The organism is Streptomyces sp. NPDC000878, assembly GCF_053599695.1.
Genome location: NZ_JBSFMT010000034.1, coordinates 31387 through 50498 on the forward strand (window position 1 = coordinate 31387; position 19112 = coordinate 50498).

A 19112-nucleotide genomic window follows, 5' to 3' on the forward strand; every position below is an offset into this window, starting at 1 on the left:
TGATCACGGTGATCCGTCCGGCGTCGCGTGGCAGGCTCACGGGACGCTCCTTTTCTGCTTCCGTACGCGAGGAAGAAGGCCCCCGTGATTGCCGAGACCGCCTCCCCGCCCTACGGCCAAGTGCTTCGGCTCGACGAGCTGTTGCGGACTGCCCGCGTCCACGACGACGATGTGGACCACGTCCTTTTCCTGGCCACACACCAGTCCTGCGAGATCCTCTTCGCCGTCGCCCTGCGCCATCTGGAGGAGATACGCGCGGCCCTGGACACGGGCGACGCGGACAAGGCCGTGCGCAGGGCGGCCCCGTTGCCGCGGCTGATGGCCACGCTGACCCGGCACTTCGACGGGCTCGCGACGTTGACCCCGGCCGCGTTCGAGGGCATCAGGACAGCCCTGGGCGACGCCAGCGGATTCCAGTCCGCGCAGTTCCGCGAGATCGAGTTCCTCTGCGGCCTGCGCGACTCCCGCTACCTGACCACGGACGGTTTCACCGAGGAGGACCGGGCGCGGCTCGAAGCGCGGCTCGGGGAACGGACGGTGGCCGAGGCCTACGGGGACTTCGTCGACACGTGCGCGGACCGGGCGGCCGCCGAACGAGTGCGGCTGGCCCTCCTCGAGTTCGACGACGCCGCGGCCGTCTGGCGAGCCCGGCACGCTGTGCTTGCCGAGCGATTCCTCGGCACGGCCGTGGGCACCGCCGGATCCGAGGGCGCCGGTTACCTGTGGCGTGCCGCCCTGCGCCGGATGCTGCCCGAGGTCTGGACCCCACTGCAGTGACCGCGCCCGACACGGCGCGCACCGGCCTCGACCGGGAGTACTCGCCCAGCTCGCGCGTCACCGACCTCGACGTCCACCTCGCCCGGTACGCCACTGACAGCGCCCGCGCCCGCGCCGATCTCCCCGTCCACCTGGACGTGTCCTGCGGCCCCCTGCCCGAGCAGCGGCTCGACCTGTTCCCGGCGCCCGACCCGCACGCCCCCCTGTTCGTGTTCGTGCACGGTGGCTACTGGCAGGAACTCAGCAAGTCCGAAGCGGCCTTCGCCGCACGGGACTTCCTGGCCGCCGGCATCTCCTTCGCGGCGCTCGGCTACGGCCTGGCGCCGCGTCACCGCCTGCGCGCGATCACCGCGGCCGTCGGCGACTCACTGCGCCGTATCTGCACCGGCCGGGCCCAGCTGCCCATAGCGCCCAGGGCCGTTCACCTCGGCGGTCACTCCGCCGGGGCCCACCTCGTCGCGAGCACGCTCCTGGACGCCGACGCCCTTCGCCTCTCCGGAACGATCACCTCCGCGACGCTGATCAGTGGCGTCTACGACCTGGAGCCCCTGCGGCACACCTACGTCAACGACGCCCTCGGCATGGACGCCGACGAGGCCCGCGACTGCAGCCCGCTGCACCGCATGCCCACCCGGCTTCCCCGGCTCGTCGTCGCCCTGGGCGAGGACGAGACGGATGCGTTCACCGCGCAGCACCACCAGTTCGTCGGTGCCGCCCGCGAGGGCGGCACCGAGGTGACCGATCTCGTCGTACCCGGACGCCACCACTTCGACCTGCCCTTCGACCTCGCGGACCCGGACACGGTGCTGGGCGCCGCGGTGCTGGGCATCCTGTGCAACGGCCACTGATCGAGAGGCTGTTGCCGTCGTACGTCGCCGGGGCCGAGGCCCGCGCCGACGCGGCGGACGACGCCCTGCACCCCGAGGAGCGGGCCGCGGTCGCCGGGGTGAGCGAGGGGCGACGCCGCGAGTTCACCACGGTCCGGCACTGCGCCCGCCGCGCCCTGTCCGCGCTCGGCCACGCCCCCGTGCCCCTGATACCGGACGCGCAGGGGGTGCCGCGCTGGCCCGATGGGGTCGTGGGGAGCATGACGCACTGCCGGGGCTACCGGGCTGCCGTCGTGGCGCGGCAGTACGACGTGCGCGCACTGGGGGTGGACGCCGAGCCCTGGCGCCCGTTGCGCGAGGGTGTGCTCGGCACGGTCTCGCTGCCCGGGGAACGCGAACGGCTGGCGGCGCTGGAGGCGTCGCACTCCCGACTCGCCTGCTGGGACCGGCTGTTGTTCTGTGCGAAGGAAGCGGTCTACAAGGCGTGGTTCCCGGACACCGGGACCGAACTGACCTTCCGGGACGTGTCGGTGGCGTTCGACCCGGCCGACCACACCTTCCGAGCCACCGTCCTGGTCCCGGACCGGCGTGACTTCACCGGCCGCTGGCTCGCGAGGGACGGGCTTCTGGTGGCCGTCGCCTTCGACGGCTGACCGGTGAGTTTCGGCGGGGGCTTAAGAGCGTGGTCCGGGCGGCCGTGTGTTCCTACGCTGACGATCGTCCGGAAGACCGCGCCGCCGTCCTTGACCCGTCCGCACCCAGGAGCCCCGTCATGGTCCATGTACCCCACCCCAGCTCGGTGTCCGGCGCGGTGCGCCCCGTCGAGGAGGCGTCCGTCGTCCACATGGTCGTACGGCATGTGCGGACCCGGCCCGACACCGTGGCGGTGCGGTCGGCCCACCGTGCGCTCACCTACCGGGAGTTGTGGCGGCGGGCCCTCGTCGTGGCCGCCGCCCTGGGCGAGGCGGGCGTCGTCGCGGGGGACCGGGTGGCCCTCATCGCCGCGCGGACCCCGGACACCGTCGCGGGAGCCCTCGCGGTGATGGCGCTCGGCGCGGCCTATGTGCCCATCGACCCGGAGCACCCCGGCGAGCGCACCGCCGCCGTACTCGCCGGCGCCACTCCCACCGCGCTGCTGCACTCGGGACCCGACGCGACCGGGGGACTGCCCGCCCGATCCATACCGTTCATCGACATCGCGGCCCTGCCGGACGCCGACGCCCCCGACCGGAGCGCCACCCTGCCGGGCCCGGAGGACATCGCGTACGTCGTGTTCACCTCCGGCTCGACCGGCATCCCCAAAGGCGTCCGGGTGCCGCACGCCTCGCTTGCCAACTACGTCTCGTGGTGCGGCGAGTTGGTGGGCTCCGAGGGGACCGGCAGCCCCCTGTTCGGCAGCCTCGGCTTCGACCTGGCGATGACGTCGCTGTGGCTCCCGCTCGCGCAGGGCCGCACCGTCGTGACCGTCGCCGGGCTGTGGGACCAGAAGACGCTGTTCGGCGAGCGCCCGGAGAAGTACACGTTCGTGAAGATGACTCCCTCGCACGCCCGCTTCTTCGACGTCCTCGCACAGCCGCCCCGCTACGACCGGGTGACGCGGCTGCTGATGTTCGGCGGCGAAGGCCTCGACCCGGCGCTCATCGCCTCGCTGGGCGACCGCCTCGACGGGGTCCGGCTCGTCAACCACTACGGTCCGACCGAGACCACCATCGGCTGCTGTGCGTTCCCCTTCGACCGTGCGACGCTGCCCGCGACGCCGACCGTGCCGATCGGCCGGCCCGCCTGGAACACCCGGGCGTACGTCGTGGACGACCAACTGCGTCCGGTGGGGCAGGGCAGCCCGGGCGAACTGGTCATCGCCGGACGCGCGGTCGCGGCCGGCTACCTGGGCCCGCAGCCGTCGGGCGAGCGGTTCATCGACGAGGCCGAGCTAGGCGGGGCGGCCGGGCGTGCCTACCGCACGGGCGACACGGTGGAGCTGCGGCCCGACGGCACGCTGCTCTACCTCGGGCGCGCGGACGACCAGTTGAAGGTCAACGGTCACCGGATCGAACTCGGGGAACTCCGCCACCACGTGCTGTCCGTGCCGGGTGTCGCCGACGCGGTGTTCGACGTCGTGCGCGGCCCGATCGACACGCTGGAGCTGTTCGTACGGCCTGTCGCGGCGAGCGGCGTCGACGGCCTGGCCGACGCCGTCCGCTCCGCGCTCACGACGGTGCTGCCCTCCGCCCTGGTGCCGGAGGCCGTGCACACCGTGCCGGAGATCGTCGTGAACGCCAACGGCAAGCGTGACGTCGCGGCGACGAGGTCGCGCGTGGCCTGAACGGGACCGGCCGCCCACCACCAGGTCGCCCGCGGCGCACATCAGTGAGCAGTCAGCGTTTCGTCAGCGCAGGTCGAGATCCTCGATGAACCGGTGGACGACAACCGGCGACCGAAACCGACACGACCTGGAGTGTGTGACGTGGCGAACCCCTTTGACGACCCGGACGGAACCTTCCTTGTGCTGGTCAACGACGAGGGCCAGCACTCCCTGTGGCCCGCCTTCGCGGAGCGCCCCGGAGGCTGGACGGTGGCCCTCGACGAGAGCTCGCGCGACAAGGCGCTCGCGTATGTGGAGGAGCACTGGACCGACCTGCGCCCGCGCAGCCTGCGCGGCCCGTCCGCCGACGCTCCGGCCGCCTGACGAGCCCGGCCGAGTCAGGGCGGAGGAGCAGCGGTGGCAGCGGTGGAATGGGCGATCGAGGCCGAGGGCCTGTGCAAGCGGTACGAGCGACGACAAGCGCTGGGCGGAGTCGACCTGGCGGTGCCGTCGGGAACCGTGCTCGGCCTGCTCGGTCCGAACGGGGCGGGCAAGACGACCACCGTCAGAATGCTCTCGACCCTGCTCGAACCGGACGGCGGCCGGGCCCGGGTCGCCGGCTACGACGTGGTGCGTCAACCGGCCGAGGTACGGCGGCGCATCGGGCTCGCCGGACAGTACGCGGCGGTGGACGACATGCTCACCGGACGGGAGAACCTCGTCCTCATCGGTACGTTGACCCACCTGGGCCGGGGTGCCGCGCGCGCTCGGGCGGCCGAGTTGCTCGACCGGTTCGAGCTGACCGGTGCCGCCGACCGCCCGGCGCGCACGTACTCGGGCGGTATGCGGCGCCGCCTCGACCTGGCGGCCTGCCTGGTGGCGAGGCCGTCCGTCCTCTTTCTGGACGAGCCGACGACGGGCCTCGACCCGGTCAGCCGCTCCCGGCTGTGGGACGCGGTGAAGGAGCTGGTCGCCGACGGTGTGACCGTGCTCCTGACCACCCAGTACCTGGAAGAGGCCGACGTCCTCGCCGACCGGATCGCGGTCATCGACACCGGCCGGGTCATCGCCGAGGGCACCCCGGAGGAGCTCAAACGCACAGCGGGTGAGGAGCGGCTCGAAGTGTCCCTCACCCGGCCGGAGAGCGTGGCGCGGGCTGCCGACGCGCTGCGCCGCGTCGCCCCCGGCGAGCCGTCCGCGGACCTCGCCGACGGCACCGTGTCGATCGTCCTGAGCGACGGCATACAGAGCATCGAGACCGCTGCGGCAGCGCTGCGCCAGGCAGGTGTCGACGTCGCCGACTTCGCCCTGCGCAGACCCACCCTCGACGACGTCTTCATCTCCCTCACCGGCAAGTCGACCTGAGCGGCGGTTGCCGCCAGCAGCGCGACCAACGGGGGCATCACCATGCAACGAATCCACTTCATCCCTGCTGACTTCGCTCGGGTCCGGCTGCGGACGACCGTCGGCCCGCTCGTGGAGAGCGCCTTCGCGTACGGGTTGCTCGGGCGCGGCGTCGGTGCGCCGTTCGCCCGCTGGCGCAGCCAGGTCGGGGAGCGGCTGACCCAGTGGCCGCTCCCGCTGACCGGCGGCAGCGCCGCTCCCGGACTCGACGGGCTGATCGACCTCATCGAACGCGGTGGCCGCTACGTCGGCACCGACGCCTCCACCGCGCGGAACGCGCCCGGTCCGCCCTTCCACCCGGCGGCCGGCGATCTGTCGCTGGTGTGGCGGGTCGCCGTGGCACCGTACTGGGAGCATGTACGGGCCTATCTGGAGGCCGAGTGCGAGGCCCGCGGCCGCGTACTGATGGCCGGCGGGGTGGAACTGCTCCTGACCACCCTGCACTCCAAGATCACCTGGCGTGCTCCGGTCCTCGAGATCCACGACGGCCCCGACGAGGACATCCGCCTCGACGGGCGCGGTCTGGTGCTCGCTCCGTCCGTGTTCCTGGCACACCGGCCGGGCAGGGTCACCCGCCGCCTCGACGACAACGGTCCGGTCGTGCTCGCCTTCGCCGCGCCGCCCGACACCCACCAGGCGACCGGGCTGTGGGACGAGCCGGACGACAGTGGCCAGTCGCTCGGCGCCCTGGTCGGGCAGACCCGGGCCGCCGCGCTGCACGCCCTGCGCAGCAGTTGCACCACCAGCCAGCTGGCGGACCGGCTCGGCATCTCGGCGGCGGGCGCCAGCCAGCACACCGCGGTACTGCGCCGGGCGGGCCTCATCACCACCCGCCGCATCCGCAACACGGTGCTGCACACCCTGACCCCTCTCGGCGTCGCCCTCCTCAGGGGAATCTCCCCCCGCCCGGCGAAACCGGCCGCCGTGGGGGTCCCGGCCCCCCGCCGCCCGGCCGGCGCGGCGGTGGGCCACCGTGAGCCGCGCCCGGTGACCGACCTGACGGCACGCACGACTCCGGCCGCCTGAAGTTCCGTCGATCCCTCCGGCCCGGCGCCGGGGCGTGTTCTCCGCGCACTGCTGTGCGCACCCCGCTGCAACGCCGTCGGCGGTGCCCGGCACGAACCACCGTGCCGGGCACCGCCGAGGCGTGTGCTCCGCTACTCCTTGATGCCGGCCATGTCCCCGGGCCGGCCGCGCAGTACGGCGCCCGCCGCCAGCAAGGTCGTCGTGAGGGTCAGCGCCGCCGCTCCGGCCACCACCGCGACGAGGATCCACGGCGAGCCGCCGGGCAGCGCGGTGCCGAGGACGCTCATGCTCAGCGGCACCAGCGTCGCCCCGGCGACCAGGAGACCGAGGAGGATGCCGGCCAGGGCCACCAGGGACGCCTCGACCGTCATCATCTGCAGGACCTGGCGGCGCGTGGCCCCGATGAGACGTTGCAGCATGAACTCCTTGCGTCGCTCGGTCGTCGCGAGGATCTGTGTGTTGATCAGGGCGAGTGTGGAGTAGCCGACGACGACTCCGAGGACCAGGTACGCCATCCACGCCTGGGTGTCGTCCGCGTCGGCCTGCGCCGCCTCCAGGACCTCCCGTCCGACCACCTGGAGGCCGGGCTGCTGCTTCGCCAGCGTGGAGAGTGACGCGCTCAGCCGGGCCGGGTCCGTGCCGGCGGCCGCGCGCACCAGGATCTGCGGGACGAGCCCGCCGTCCGTGTGCCCGACGAGTACCGACGCCGGGACGAGCGCGGTCTCGTAACCGCGCCGCCCGTCGACCGTGGCGACCAGCTTCAGCTTGACCTGCGTGCCGTCACCGAGCCGCATCGGGACGAGGTCGCCGAGCTCACGGTCCTTGGCGTACGTGGCGGGCAGCGCCACGGAGTCGCCGCTCAGGGCGGTGAGGCTGCCCGTCGCGGCGTGGTACGCGGTCGTGCGGTCCAGGCCGTCGGGCGTGACTCCCTGCATCGACAGCTCGGTGGGCTGCGGGCCCTTGTCCTCGCCCTCGCTCGGCCGCATCGGCTCGTCCGGCTCGATGTAGCCGGTCGTGGGGATCTGCGCGGACGCCGCCGCCACCCCCGGCTGGCTGCGGACCGTGTCGACGAGGCCGAGCGGCAGACCACCGGAGGCCGATGTCACGACGACGTCCGCGCGCAGGTTCTCGTCGAATGCCTGCTGGGCACCGTCGGACTGCGTGGTCTGCATGTAGATCAGGCCGACCGCCAGACCGCTCGCCAGCATCACCGGCATCACGGCCGACGCGAGGCGGGCCGTGCGCGCCCGCGCGTTGTGCGCGGCGAGTTCACCGGCGAGCCCGGACACCTTGCTGACAGGACGGCGCAGCACGGCCACCATGGCGCGTACGACGACGGGTCCGAGGAGACCGAACGCCGCCGCCCACACCATCGCCGCCGGAGTGGCGACCCCGGCCGCGTCCGGCCCCGCCGAGCCCGCGGTGCCCCAGGCGAGGGCCCCGCCCCCGGCCAGGCACAGCAGCCCGACGACCAGCCGGAACGCGCTGAACCAGCGGCGCTGCAGCGTCGCTTCGGCCAGCGCCTCGGTCGGCCTGGTGCGCGCCGCGGCGTGCGCCGCGATGTACGCCGAACCGACAGCGGTGAGCAGCGCCGTGCCCACGCCGACGATCACCGGCACGGAACCGGCCCGGTAGGCGATCGACTCCGGTACGACACCCGCGTCCGCGAAGGCGTTCAGCAGCCAGTGTCCGAAGCGGGGGCCCGGGATGGTGGCGAGCCCGGTGGCGATGACCGCGAGGAACAGGGTCTCGCCGACGATGAGGCGGCGCAGCTGCCCCGGTGTCGTACCGATCGTGCGCAGCAGTGCCATCTCGCGCTGCCGCTGCTGGATGGAGAGGCCGAGCGTGCTGGCCACCACGAACACGGTGACCATCGCCGACAGACCGCCGAACGCGGCGGCGAGCGGGACCAGATCGCTGCCGTCGGCCACCACGTCCGGGTCCTCGGCGCGACCGCGTTCGTCCCCGGTCAGCACGGTGACGGCCGAGCCGTCGACGACCTCGCGGACAGCGGCGGCGACCTCCTGGGTGTTCGCGCCGGAGGCCGGGAAGACGCCGATGTTGTCGGTCGTGCCGACGCGGTCGGCGACCTCGGCGGCCTCGGCGTCGGTGAGGAAGACGTCTGCGCCGTCGTCGGGACCGGTGGCGAGTCCGGAGACCTGGTAGCTCTTCTCCACGCCGTGGACGAGGAGTTGGATCCGGTCGCCGGTCCTCAGCCCCGTACGGTCCGCCAGGTCCTCGCCCAGGACCAGCCGGCCGTCCGTGCCGGGGGCCGTACCGTCGGTGAGCCGGTAGGGGGAGAGCTTGGCGGAGGACCAGCCGTGACCGGTGACCGGGCCGCCCCTGGTGAGGGCCGCCGGGAACGACAGGTCCCGCACCGCCGCCTCGACGCCCGGGACCTCCGCGATCCTGTCCGCCCACTCGGCGTCCATGTGGAGCCGTTCGGGGAAGACGAGATCCTGCCGTGTGTAGGCGTAGCGCTGGTCGCCGGTGACGACGATCGGCGCGGCTGCCAGCCGGTGCGGCGGCGCCGCGTTGTGGATTCCGGTCTCCAGGAGCCCGCCGGAGCCGATGACGATGACGGCACCGAAGAACAGGGCCACGAACGAGGCGATGAAGCCGCCCTTGTGGAAGCGCAGGGTGCGCAGCGCGATGCGGATCACCGGCGCGCCCCGTGTTCCGGTCCCTGGAGCGCGAACGGGTCGCTCCATGTGCCCAGTTTCTGCATCTGCTCCGTGACCTGGTCGACGGACGGACGCTCGAGCGTGCCGATGAGCCGGCCGTCGGCGAGGAAGACGACCCGGTCCGCGTATGCGGCGGCCACCGGGTCGTGGGTGACCATCACGATCGTCTGTCCCACCACGTCCACCGACTGCCGCAGCAGCGTGAGCACTTCGGCGGCGGTGCGCGTGTCCAGGGCGCCGGTCGGCTCGTCGCCGAAGATCACTGCGGGCCGGGTGACGAGTGCCCGGGCGATGGCGACGCGCTGCTGCTGACCACCGGACAGCTCACCGGGGCGGCTGCGCCGCTTGTCGGACAGACCGACCTGTTCGAGGACTTCGTCGACGACGGCCTTCTTGGGGCGGGTGCCCGCCAGGCGCAGCGGCAGCGTCACGTTGTCCACGACGCTGAGCGCGGGAAGGAGGTTGAACGCCTGGAAGACGAAGCCGATGCGCTCGCGGCGGAACTTGGTCAGGGACTTCTCACGCAGCGGGGCGAGGTCCACCCCGTCCAGGTGCACCGACCCGGACGTCGGCCGGTCAAGGCCCGCGGCGCAGTGCAGGAAGGTGGACTTACCCGATCCGGAGGGGCCCATGACGGCGGTGAAGGTAGCCCTCTCCAGGCTGATGCTGACGTTGTCGAGTGCCGTCACCCGGTTCTTGGGTCCGCCGTAGAGGCGGCTGACGGATTCGAGGCGGACGACTGGCTGGGCGGGCGGGTCCTGTGTCCCGTTCATGGGTGTCCTTAGGGGCGTTGGATAGGCGGGGCCGGATCGGGGGTGCGGGGCGTGCCTCCGGAGGAGGCGGGCGCGCCCCGCACCCGGTGGTCAGGGGGTCGTGGGCCAGGCGGCGAACTGCCGTAGCCCGTACAGGAGCGGGGGTCGCCCGCTCGGTCGGCTGATGTGCCGCACCGTTCCGAAGACCGTCACGTGGTCGCCCATGCGCTGGGTCAGGGACACGGTGCAGTCGGCGATCGTGTGCGCGTGCCGTGGGAGGTGCGGTCCGGCGGCGCCGGCCGTCCGCTCCCAGTGGGTGATCCGGAACCGCTCGGGGTCCCCCGAGGCGAACAGTTCGGCGACGCTCCGGGCGTCCTCGTGCAGCAGGTTCACGGTGAACTCACCCGAGGCGAGAACGGCCTGGAGCGTGGGGCTGCCGTCCCGCAGGCACACCAGGAGGGTCGGCGGGGCCAGGGCGACGCTGCACACCGACGAGCAGGTCATGCCGCGCGGGGTGCCGTCGAGATCCTCCGCGGCGATCACCGCGACCCCGGTGGGGAAGCTGCCCATCATCGTGCGGAAGTCGTCGGACGGGATGGTGGCCGTTGTCGTCCGGACGCTGGACCGGGTCATCGGGTACCGCTTTCCGCCGCCGCGGCGACCGGTTCGGGGGTGCGAGCGGGCTCGGGTCCGCTCGCACCGCGGTCGAGGAGGCCGAGCAGCGGACCCGTCGCGGCGGTGGTGGCCACCGCCATCAGGGTCAGCGCGAGCACCAGGGGAGCTGTGAGGATCCCCGCGCTGAAGCCGGCCTGGAGCACGATCAGTTCGGTGAGCCCGCGCGCGTTCATCAGCACCGCGATCCGGCGGGATGCGCCGGGTGGCTGACCACCCAGACGCGCTCCGAGGTAGCCGCCGATCCCCTTGCCCGCACAGGCGAGCACGAGGGTCGTCACGAGCAGTGCCCAGGAGAGCTGGGAGAAGGCCTTGTCGAGCACGGTGATCCCGGTGACGACGAAGAACGCGGGTACGAGGGCCCGCCCGGCCCGGGTCAGGTTCGCCACGACCGGAGTCCACGGGGTGTCGTCGCCCGTCGGGATCGCGAGACCCACCAGGGCGGCGCCGAGGATCGCCGTCATGCCGAGGTGCTCCACGGCCAGTGCCACGGCGAGCGCCGCCGCACCGAGCACCACGGTGGCGGTCCGCGGCCGAAGCGCGCACGCCCGTCCCACGGCCGTCACCCGCACCCCGTACCGCACGGCGAGCGCGCCCGCCGCACCGACCCCGATGCCGAGGAGGGAGTGCAGGAAGCCCGTCGCGCTTCCGGTGTTCAGGCTGATCGCGAGCATGCACAACAGCCAGCCGACCGAGTCGATCGCGACGGCCGCGGCCAGCGCGAGCCGTCCGGCCGACGTGGTGCTCATGCCGCGGTCGGCGAGAATACGGGCCAGGACGGGTACGGCCGTGATGGACATCGTGACGGCGACCATCAGCACGAACGCGGGCAGCGGGGCGTCCCCGCGCACCGCGGGGTCGTCCTCGAGCAGCACGAACCCGGCGAGCAGCGTGCCCGCGAACAGTGGTGGGACCAGCGATCCGGCGGCCAGCCAGAGGGTGGCGCGCCGCTCGACGCCGGAACGGGCCCGCAGTTCATGGGCCAGCCCGACGAGGAACAGCACGAGCCCGGCCTTGGCGACGTATTTCAGCGCCTCCAGGGCGGAGCCGGGCAGTACCGCGTCGAACGTGTCCTGGCCGAGCAGACGGAGCACGGCGGGCCCGGAGAGCAGCCCCACCACGATCTCGCCGATCACCTCGGGCTGGCGCAGCCGGCGGGCCGCGCTCCGGCCCACGCGGGCGAGCAGCAGAACCACGGCGAGCAGCGCCACCAGGTGCGCGGCGTGGCCCAACGATTGCAGGGAGTCCATTGCGCAGCACCTTTCCGCCGGTCAGTGCTGCGCGGCGAAGTAGTCGTACGCCTTCGGCAGCGTCTCGGTCAGTCGGCGTGTCCTGTCGCGGATCGCCGCGAACTCCCGCTCCGCCGGGCCCGGGTCGGACAGGGCGAGGGCCGGGGAGGGCTTCAGTTCGATTCCGCCCATGCCGAGCAGGATGCACATGTACGAGTAGGGCGGCAGGCCGTGGTAGTAGGGGAAGACCGTTTCCGTGTCGGGGAGCTGGGTCTTCCACGTCTCGATGCGCTCCGCCAGCCCGTCCGGTATGCGCCGGGTCTTCGCGTCGCGCCAGTACTGCGTGTCGTCGCGTTTGGCGGCGACGTAGTGCAGGACGAGGAACTCCCGTACTCCGTCCATGACATGGGCGATCGAGTCGTTGTAGAGCTGCCGCTGGACGGGGCTCCAGGACTCGTCGGGGAAGTTCTTGGCGAGCTGTTCGATGGCGTGGTGGATGAAGAAGATGCCGGTGGACTCCAGGGGCTCGACGAAGCCGCTGGACAGGCCGATCGCGACGCAGTTGTTGACCCAGGAGTTCTCGCTGCGGCCGATCCGCATGCGGATGTGGTTGGCCTCGACGTCGGCCGCGGCCGGGCCGACGAACTCGCGCAGGGTGCGCTCGGCCTCCTCGGGGGACAGGTAGTCCTTGGCGTACACGTAGCCGGTGCCGATGCGGCCCATCAGCGGGATCGTCCAGATCCAGCCGGCGTCCTGGGCGGTGGCGGTGGTGCACGGCAGGATGCCGCGTGCCTTCATGTCCTGCGGGACCTGGAGGGCGACCGCGCTGTCGTTGGGCAGGGTGTCCGCGTAGGAGACGAACGGGACCTCGAGGGCCTTGTTCAGGAGCAGTGCGCGGAACCCGGTGCAGTCGACGAACAGGTCGCCCTCGATGTCGCCGTGCTCGGCCGTGGTGACACCGGAGATCCAGCCGCGCTCGTCCAGATTGACCTTCTCGACGTCGTCCGTGATGTGCGTGACGCCGCGCTCCACCGCGTACGTCGTCAGGTACTTGGCGAGCAGGGCCGCCTCGAACTGGTAGGCGTAGGGGAACTGCGTCTTGCCCTGGTGCTCGGACATCGTCAGGCCCTGCATCTCGTCAGCGCCCTCGACGAAGGGCTGGTCGATCAGCGTGCCGTCCAGGTGGCGGGGGCTGAGCCCGGCGTCGATGACGGAGGGCATCACGAAGCAGTCCCTGTCGAACCGGTCCGTGGGGCCCCCGCGCAGCCACCAGTCGGTCAGCGGGAAGCCGTTGACCGATCGCATCTGCTCGAAGGGGTGGTAGAAGGAGTGGCCCTTCTCGCGCCAGTTCTCGAACCGGACGGCGAGTTTGTACGTCGCGTTGCACGCCGGCATCCAGTCCCTCTCCTTGAGCCCGAGGAACTCGAAGAAGTGCCGGATGTCACTGAACGTCGCCTCGCCGACACCGACCGTGCCGACATTGCCGGACTCCACCAGCGTGATGTCGATCCGGTCCCCGAATGCCGCCTTGAAGTACGAGGCCGTCATCCATCCCGCTGTTCCGCCGCCGACAATCACAAGTCTGTTGAGCATGGATTGACTCCTGTTCGCTGGCCGATTTCCCGTACACGGGAGGAGCCTAGGAACCGGCCAAGGAGCGCAACAGGTTGTTAAGCGGGCGCTGAAACACGCCGGTTGAAACGGTTCGGTGGCCGGGATCCATCGGCGTCAGTGAACCGTCAGTGAGGTTCGGAATTATGCCCGCACGCCGCACGCGCGGCAAGGGGTGCCGGGGCGCGTGCGCGTACTCGGCAGGCCTGTTCCCGCTGTGGCCATACCGTCCGGGTGCTTGTCGGTGGCGCGAATGGTATTTCCCCCGACCGGTGGACACGGGTGATATTTGGCCCCACCAACCGACGAATACGGGGGCATTCTCAGTGGACATACTGGTTCTCGGTTCTGTTTCTGTGCGGTACGGCACCCGGCAGCACGCCGTGGTGTCGAAGCGTCTGACGGCGATCCTCGCCCTGCTCGCGCTCTCGCCGGGCCGCACGGTCCTGGCGGACCAGCTCGAGGACGAGCTGTGGGCGGGCCGCACTCTCACCAATGCGCGCAACGCGTTGCAGGCCAGCGTCGGCCGGCTGCGCAAACATCTGGGGTCGATCACGGGCCTGCGCGGCGACGAGCTGATCCGCACCGTGGGCGGCGGCTACCAACTCGACGTCCCCGCCGGCTCTGTGGACGCCCACCGCTTCCGTGAGCAGGCGCGCAGCGGTGCCGACCTGGTGACGGGCGACCCCGCTCTGGCCGCCGTCGTGCTGGAAGAGGCTCTGTCCCTGTGGCGCGGTCCAGCCCTGAGCGATGTCCACGACGGACTTCGGGTACGGATCGCGGCGGCCGATCTGGAGGAGCAGCGGATCACCGCGTACGAGGATCTGATCACCGCGCGTCTGGCGGTGGACCCGCACCGGATCTCACTGCCGGAACTGCGCGGGACGGCCGCCGAGCATCCCGAACGGGAGCGACTGAGCGAGTTGTTGATGCTGGTGCTCTACCACGCGGGGCGGCAGGCCGAAGCCCTCGATGTGTTTCATCGCGCGCGCCGCAGGCTCGTGGACGACATGGGGCTCGAACCGGGCCGCGCACTGCACCATGCCTATCAGGCGATTCTGGAACAGGACCCCAGACTCGGTGAACCACGGCAGGTTCTCGCCCACCGCTGAAGTCCTGCTGAGGGAATACTGAGGGGGTATTGAAGTACGGCAATAGGCGACTGTCCGTCCTCCCGCGTCGCAGTTAACGTGGATCGGCAGTGGATTCTCCGCCCCTTCCGGCTCCTGGATTTCCGAACAGGTCCCGGAAAGGGCGGAGTCCGTATGTCCGCTCTAGGACGTAAGGCGGCTCATGGACATCGAACTAAGGCATGCGCGGATCGTCGTCACCATTAATGAAGCCGGGAGCATTTCGCGCGGCGCCAGCGAACTCAATCTCCCCCAGCCGAGTCTCACCGCCCAGCTCAAACGTATCGAGAGGGCAGTCGGCGGCACCCTGTTCGTGCGGTCCCGAACCGGCGTCACGCCGACCCCTCTGGGGGAACGGCTGATCCCGTTGCTCGGCGATCTCGTGCAGCGTGCCGACGAGGTCGTTGCCCAGGCGAGCTGTGCCACCGCCGGCCAACTGCGCCTGGGCAACACCGAATGGACCCCGCCCACCCTCGGCGACGCCCTGCAGAGCGTGCTGCCCGATACCACCGTGGCGACCGAGACCCTCCCACCCGCCGCCGCGGTGGCGGGCGTGCGCCGCGGCGCGCTCTCCGTGGCCCTGGTGCCGGGCCTCGCTCTGCCGTCCGGCCACGCGTCCGACGTGGCCGATCCCGCCCTCGGCAGCGCGGTCGTCGTGCGCGAACCCGTCTGGCTCGCGCTGCCCGCGGACGGCGACCGGGTCGGACGGGTCTGGGTGCGCTACTCGCGCCACCACTGGCTGCACACCGTCGAGGAGCGGCTGCTCGGCCGGCTCGGCCGGGCCGGTCCCGCCACGGTGCTGCACCAGGTCAGCACGCAGCGCGAGGCGATGACGTGGGTGCACGACAGGGGAGCCGCGGCCCTGGCCACGCCCTCCGGTGCCACCGCCGACGTACGCCTGCAGCCGCTCCCCGACACCGAGCTCGTCGAGATGCTCCTGGTGTGGCGCCGCGGCGCGGTCACCGAGGAGACGCTGCGCCGCCTCGTGGACGCGGTCCGCGACTACTACTGCGCATACGCGCGCACGGTGCCCGGCTACTGGGAATGGCTCGTCGAGCATCACGCCGAGCTTCCCGAACTCCAGCCGTTCCTCACGTAGTTCCTCACAGGACCGCGGGACACAGGACCTCGGGGCGGAGCCTGTCAGCGTGCGGTCAGTGACTCGTCAGCGAGGGATCAGCGCGGTCCGCCAGCATCGTCGGCATGACAACAACGAATGAGATCGACGCCGAGGACCGCGCCAGGATCAAGGAGATCATCTGCGACATCCTGGAGATCGAACCGGAGGACATGACCGGCACCAGCCGCTTCAAGGAGGACCACGAGGCGGACTCGATGGGCGCCATCGAGATCCTCTCCCAGCTGGAGCGGGCCTTCGGTGCCGACATCGACCAGGCCGAGCTCTCCCGCATGGTCGACCTGGACAGCGTCGTGACCGTGGTCGGCGAGGCCGTCGCGGCCAAGCTCGCCCGGACCAACTAGCAACCGCGGCCTGACGGACACGACGGGAGAGCATGGTGTACGACGAGGAGCAGCGGCCGCGCCGGGTGGTCATCACCGGACTCGGCGCGGTCACCAGCATCGGGCTCGGAGCCCCGGCCTTCCTGGACGGACTGAAGTCCGGCCGCAGCGAGGTCAAGCCCATCACGGCCTTCGACACGACCGGCTTCGCGCATGCCAACGCATGCGAGGTGACCGACTTCGTGCCCACCGAGTGGATCCACCACGTCGACCCCCAGGAGCTGGGCCGGGCCACCCAGTTCTCCGTCGCGGCGGCCAACATGGCTGTCGCGGACGCCGGTCTGAGCGCGCGAGACCTGCGCGAGCGCAGGGTGCTGGTCTCGATCGGCACCACCGACGCCGAGTCGCGCGATCTCGACACCCTGGCCGGCATCCAACTGGAGGAAGGACCCGAGCGGTTGTCGCCCGGTCTGGCGCGCAGGGCGCAGGCCGGGCGCCTGTCCAGCGGTATCGTCCGGGAACTCGGCCTGGTCGATGTCGAGGCCCTCACCATCCCGACCGCCTGCGCCGCCGGCAACTACGCGATCGGCAGCGGCTTCGACGCCATCCGGCACGGAGAGGTGGAGACCGCACTGTGCGGCGGCGCCGACGCCGTCTGCCGCAAGACGTTCACCGGCTTCTACCGCCTGGGCACCATCGCCCCGGAGGTCTGCCAGCCCTTCGACATCGACCGCAAGGGCATCCTCACCGGGGAGGGAGCGGGTGTCCTCCTTCTGGAGAGCCTCGATTCCGCCCTCGCGCGCGGGGCGCGGATCTACGCCGAGGTGCTGGGCTACGGACTGAACTGCGACGCGCACCACCCCGTGTCGCCGGACCAGAACAGCCTCGCCCGCTGCATGGAGATCGCGCACCGCAACGCCGGCGTGGCGCAGGAGGACATCGACTTCATCTCCGCGCACGGTACGGGGACGCGGGCCAACGACGTGACGGAGGCCGGCGCGATCCGGCAGGTCTTCGACGCCCCGCCACCCACGGTCTCCATCAAGTCGATGCTCGGCCACTCCATGGGGGCGGCCAGCGCCCTGGCAGCGGCGGCCTGCGCCCTCGCCATCACCGAGAACTTCATCCCGCCGACCCTCAACCACCGTGAGACGGACCCCGAGTGCGCACTGGACTGCGTGCCGAACGAGGCCCGTCCGGCCGTCCTGAACGTCGTGCAGAACAACGCGCTCGCCTTCGCCGGCAACAACGCCGTAGTGATCCTCGGCCGCGTGAACCGCGTGTCCGGCCCGGAACGCGCGGAGCCCGTCAAGGAGGCTGCCTGATGTCGTCCCTCGTCATCTCCGCCTGGTCGGCGATCTCCCCCTACGGCGTCGGCAACGCCCCCTTGCGGAAAGGGCTCGCCGAGGGGCGCGACGCCGTGACCGCCCTCGACCGCGACATCTATGAGGTTCCCTTCCAGCAGGCCGCCCTGGTGCCGGACTTCACCGCCGCCCAGTACCTCGGCAAGAAGGGCACCCGGACCATGGACCGGGTGACCGCGCTCGCCGTCACCGCCGTCGGCGGAGTCGTCGAGGCCGTCGCCGAGGAACTCGCGGCCCGGCCCGAGCAGACCGCCCTGGTTCTCGGCACCGGCTCCGGCAGCGTCCAGAGCATCATGGACTTCACCAAGGACTCCCTCACCGGGGAGCGCCCCTACCACGTGGAGCCCGCCCGCTTCCCGAACACCGTGATGAACCGGGCGGCCGGACAGAGTGCCATCTGGCACCGCATCAAGGGCCCCAACACCACGGTGGCGGGCGGCTCGTTGACCGGCCTGCTCGCTCTCAACCACGCGCTGCGGCTGCACCGGGGCGGACACTGCACGCGCGTGTTCTGCGGGGCGGCCGAGGAGTTCACCACGCAGCGCGCCTGGCTGGAGTGGCACGGGAGGGCCGACGAGGAGCGGGGGACCCCGCTCGGTGAGGGCGCCGCCGTGTTCCTGGTCGAGCCCGCCGAGGACGCCGCGGCGGCGGGCCGCACCGCCCTGGCCCGCGTCGGAGCCGTCCGCTTCCGCGGCTACCAGGGGACCGACGGCCCCCGCGAGGCGCTCTCCGTGTGCGTTCGCAACGCGCTGGACACGGCGGGTGTGGCACCTGAGGACATCCGGTCCGTGGCCCCGCTCGGGGGCGGTGGGAAGCTCGCCGCCGAGGAGGAGCAGGCCGTCACCGATGCCCTGCCCGGCGCGCACCCCGAGTGGATACGTCTGCGCGAACGTGTCGGCGACACCTCCGCCGCGGCCACCGCGCTCCAGTTGGCCGCCGTCCTCGCCACGGCCGGTGAGCGGGGCCTCGGACCCGGTGAAGCGGCCCTGGTGACCGGTGTCGAGCGGGACGGCCAGGTCGGCTGCGCCGTGTTCGTCGGCGGCTGAGCCGTGCTCACATCCGTGCCCGAGCCGACGGAGCCCTGCCTCAGAACCTTCAGGAGACAAGCATGTCCGTAACCGATCGACCCGTCGCCCTCGTCAGCGGCGGCTCGCGCGGCATCGGCCGCCATGTGGTGACCCGGCTCGCCCGCGACGGCTACGACGTGGCGTTCTGCTTCCAGTCCGACAAGGAGGCCGCCGAAGCCGTCACCGAGGAGGCCACCGCCGTGGGCGCCCGTGTGTACGCGGCGCGTACGGACGTGGTCGACCACGACGCCGTACGCGACTTCGTCAAGGCCGCCGAACGCGAACTCGGTCCGCTGCGCACCGTGGTGTCCTGCGCGGGCATCGTGCGCGACAACCCGCTGGTGCTCCTCGCGCCGGCCGACTGGGACGCGGTCGTGCGGGTCAACCTCGACGGCACGTACAACCTCTGCAAGGCCGCGGTCTTCGCGATGATGAAGCGCAAGGCCGGTTCCGTGATCACGCTGTCGTCCGTGGCCGGCGTGTACGGGAACGCCACCCAGGCCAACTACTCGGCGAGCAAGGCCGGAATCATCGGTTTCACCAAGGCCCTCGCCAAGGAGTCGGGTCGCTACGGCATCCGTGCCAACGCGGTGGCGCCCGGCTTCATCGACACCGACATGCTCTCCGGCCTCGCCGCCGGGCACGTCGAGAAGATGACCGAGCGCATCCCGCTCGGCCGCCTCGGCCGCCCCGAGGAGGTTGCCGACCTGGTGGCGTTCCTCGCGTCCGACCGCGCCTCGTACATCACAGGACAGGTATTCGGAGTCGACGGCGGCCTCGTCGTCTGACCGGAAAGGGGCGCCACC

Annotated in this window: 18 protein-coding genes; 13 read left to right on the plus strand and 5 right to left on the minus strand. The window is 71.7% G+C overall.

The features are described from left to right. Positions 1–84 precede the first annotated feature (84 nt). From ACWDR4_RS27355 to ACWDR4_RS27385, 7 genes are all read left to right on the plus strand, one after another. Positions 85–777 carry a tryptophan 2,3-dioxygenase family protein gene (locus ACWDR4_RS27355; protein WP_450412574.1) on the plus strand — a complete coding sequence of 231 codons (693 nt, stop codon included), beginning with the start codon at positions 85–87 and terminating at the stop codon, positions 775–777. After that, positions 774–1625, plus strand: coding sequence for an alpha/beta hydrolase (locus tag ACWDR4_RS27360; RefSeq protein ID WP_450412576.1), 852 nt, complete (start codon positions 774–776; stop codon positions 1623–1625). Before ACWDR4_RS27355 ends, ACWDR4_RS27360 begins: the two co-directional genes overlap by 4 nt. Then, on the plus strand, positions 1610–2257 hold the full coding sequence (locus ACWDR4_RS27365; RefSeq protein ID WP_450412578.1) for a 4'-phosphopantetheinyl transferase family protein: 648 nt from the start codon (positions 1610–1612) through the stop codon (positions 2255–2257). Before ACWDR4_RS27360 ends, ACWDR4_RS27365 begins: the two co-directional genes overlap by 16 nt. A gap of 119 nt (positions 2258–2376) precedes the next feature. Next, positions 2377–3927: an amino acid adenylation domain-containing protein gene (locus ACWDR4_RS27370; protein ID WP_450412580.1), complete on the plus strand. Its 1551-nt coding sequence runs from the start codon at positions 2377–2379 to the stop codon at positions 3925–3927. A gap of 141 nt (positions 3928–4068) precedes the next feature. After that, positions 4069–4290, plus strand: coding sequence for an MbtH family protein (locus ACWDR4_RS27375; RefSeq protein WP_450412582.1), 222 nt, complete (start codon positions 4069–4071; stop codon positions 4288–4290). 42 nt (positions 4291–4332) lie between these two features. Beyond that, positions 4333–5271: an ATP-binding cassette domain-containing protein gene (locus tag ACWDR4_RS27380; protein WP_450412682.1), complete on the plus strand. Its 939-nt coding sequence runs from the start codon at positions 4333–4335 to the stop codon at positions 5269–5271. Positions 5272–5313: 42 nt separating this feature from the next. Further along, positions 5314–6336, plus strand: coding sequence for an ArsR/SmtB family transcription factor (locus ACWDR4_RS27385; RefSeq protein WP_450412584.1), 1023 nt, complete (start codon positions 5314–5316; stop codon positions 6334–6336). A gap of 131 nt (positions 6337–6467) precedes the next feature. Here the strand turns inward: ACWDR4_RS27385 and ACWDR4_RS27390 are convergent, their stop codons facing one another. The 5 genes from ACWDR4_RS27390 to ACWDR4_RS27410 all read right to left on the minus strand — a co-directional run bounded on the left by ACWDR4_RS27390 (position 6468) and on the right by ACWDR4_RS27410 (position 13266). Then, positions 6468–9047: an FtsX-like permease family protein gene (locus ACWDR4_RS27390; protein WP_450412586.1), complete on the minus strand. Its 2580-nt coding sequence runs from the start codon at positions 9045–9047 to the stop codon at positions 6468–6470. Further along, positions 8996–9793, minus strand: coding sequence for an ABC transporter ATP-binding protein (locus tag ACWDR4_RS27395; protein WP_450412588.1), 798 nt, complete (start codon positions 9791–9793; stop codon positions 8996–8998). The genes ACWDR4_RS27390 and ACWDR4_RS27395 overlap by 52 nt, the downstream gene beginning before the upstream one ends. 90 nt (positions 9794–9883) lie before the next feature. Next, entirely contained in the window at positions 9884–10405 is a 522-nt protein-coding gene (locus tag ACWDR4_RS27400) for a flavin reductase family protein (protein WP_450412590.1), read from the minus strand. Then, positions 10402–11694: a cation:proton antiporter gene (locus ACWDR4_RS27405; RefSeq protein WP_450412592.1), complete on the minus strand. Its 1293-nt coding sequence runs from the start codon at positions 11692–11694 to the stop codon at positions 10402–10404. The genes ACWDR4_RS27400 and ACWDR4_RS27405 overlap by 4 nt, the downstream gene beginning before the upstream one ends. A 21-nt stretch (positions 11695–11715) precedes the next feature. Next, positions 11716–13266: a tryptophan halogenase family protein gene (locus ACWDR4_RS27410; RefSeq protein WP_450412593.1), complete on the minus strand. Its 1551-nt coding sequence runs from the start codon at positions 13264–13266 to the stop codon at positions 11716–11718. A gap of 344 nt (positions 13267–13610) precedes the next feature. On the opposite strand from ACWDR4_RS27410, the gene ACWDR4_RS27415 reads away from it, so the two are divergent. From ACWDR4_RS27415 to fabG, 6 genes are all read left to right on the plus strand, one after another. Then, positions 13611–14396: an AfsR/SARP family transcriptional regulator gene (locus tag ACWDR4_RS27415; RefSeq protein ID WP_450412595.1), complete on the plus strand. Its 786-nt coding sequence runs from the start codon at positions 13611–13613 to the stop codon at positions 14394–14396. A gap of 181 nt (positions 14397–14577) precedes the next feature. After that, on the plus strand, positions 14578–15513 hold the full coding sequence (locus ACWDR4_RS27420) for a LysR family transcriptional regulator (protein WP_450412597.1): 936 nt from the start codon (positions 14578–14580) through the stop codon (positions 15511–15513). Positions 15514–15617: 104 nt separating this feature from the next. Then, positions 15618–15896, plus strand: a complete 279-nt coding sequence (locus tag ACWDR4_RS27425) for an acyl carrier protein (protein ID WP_450412599.1) — start codon at positions 15618–15620, stop codon at positions 15894–15896. A 32-nt stretch (positions 15897–15928) separates the two neighbouring features. After that, the gene (locus ACWDR4_RS27430) at positions 15929–17200 is read left to right on the plus strand and encodes a beta-ketoacyl-[acyl-carrier-protein] synthase family protein (RefSeq protein WP_450412601.1); all 1272 of its coding nucleotides are present in this window, start codon (positions 15929–15931) and stop codon (positions 17198–17200) included. Beyond that, positions 17200–18285 carry a beta-ketoacyl synthase N-terminal-like domain-containing protein gene (locus ACWDR4_RS27435; protein WP_450412602.1) on the plus strand — a complete coding sequence of 362 codons (1086 nt, stop codon included), beginning with the start codon at positions 17200–17202 and terminating at the stop codon, positions 18283–18285. Before ACWDR4_RS27430 ends, ACWDR4_RS27435 begins: the two co-directional genes overlap by 1 nt. 62 nt (positions 18286–18347) lie before the next feature. Beyond that, the gene (gene fabG / locus ACWDR4_RS27440) at positions 18348–19094 is read left to right on the plus strand and encodes a 3-oxoacyl-ACP reductase FabG (protein WP_450412604.1); all 747 of its coding nucleotides are present in this window, start codon (positions 18348–18350) and stop codon (positions 19092–19094) included. Positions 19095–19112: the final 18 nt, after the last annotated feature.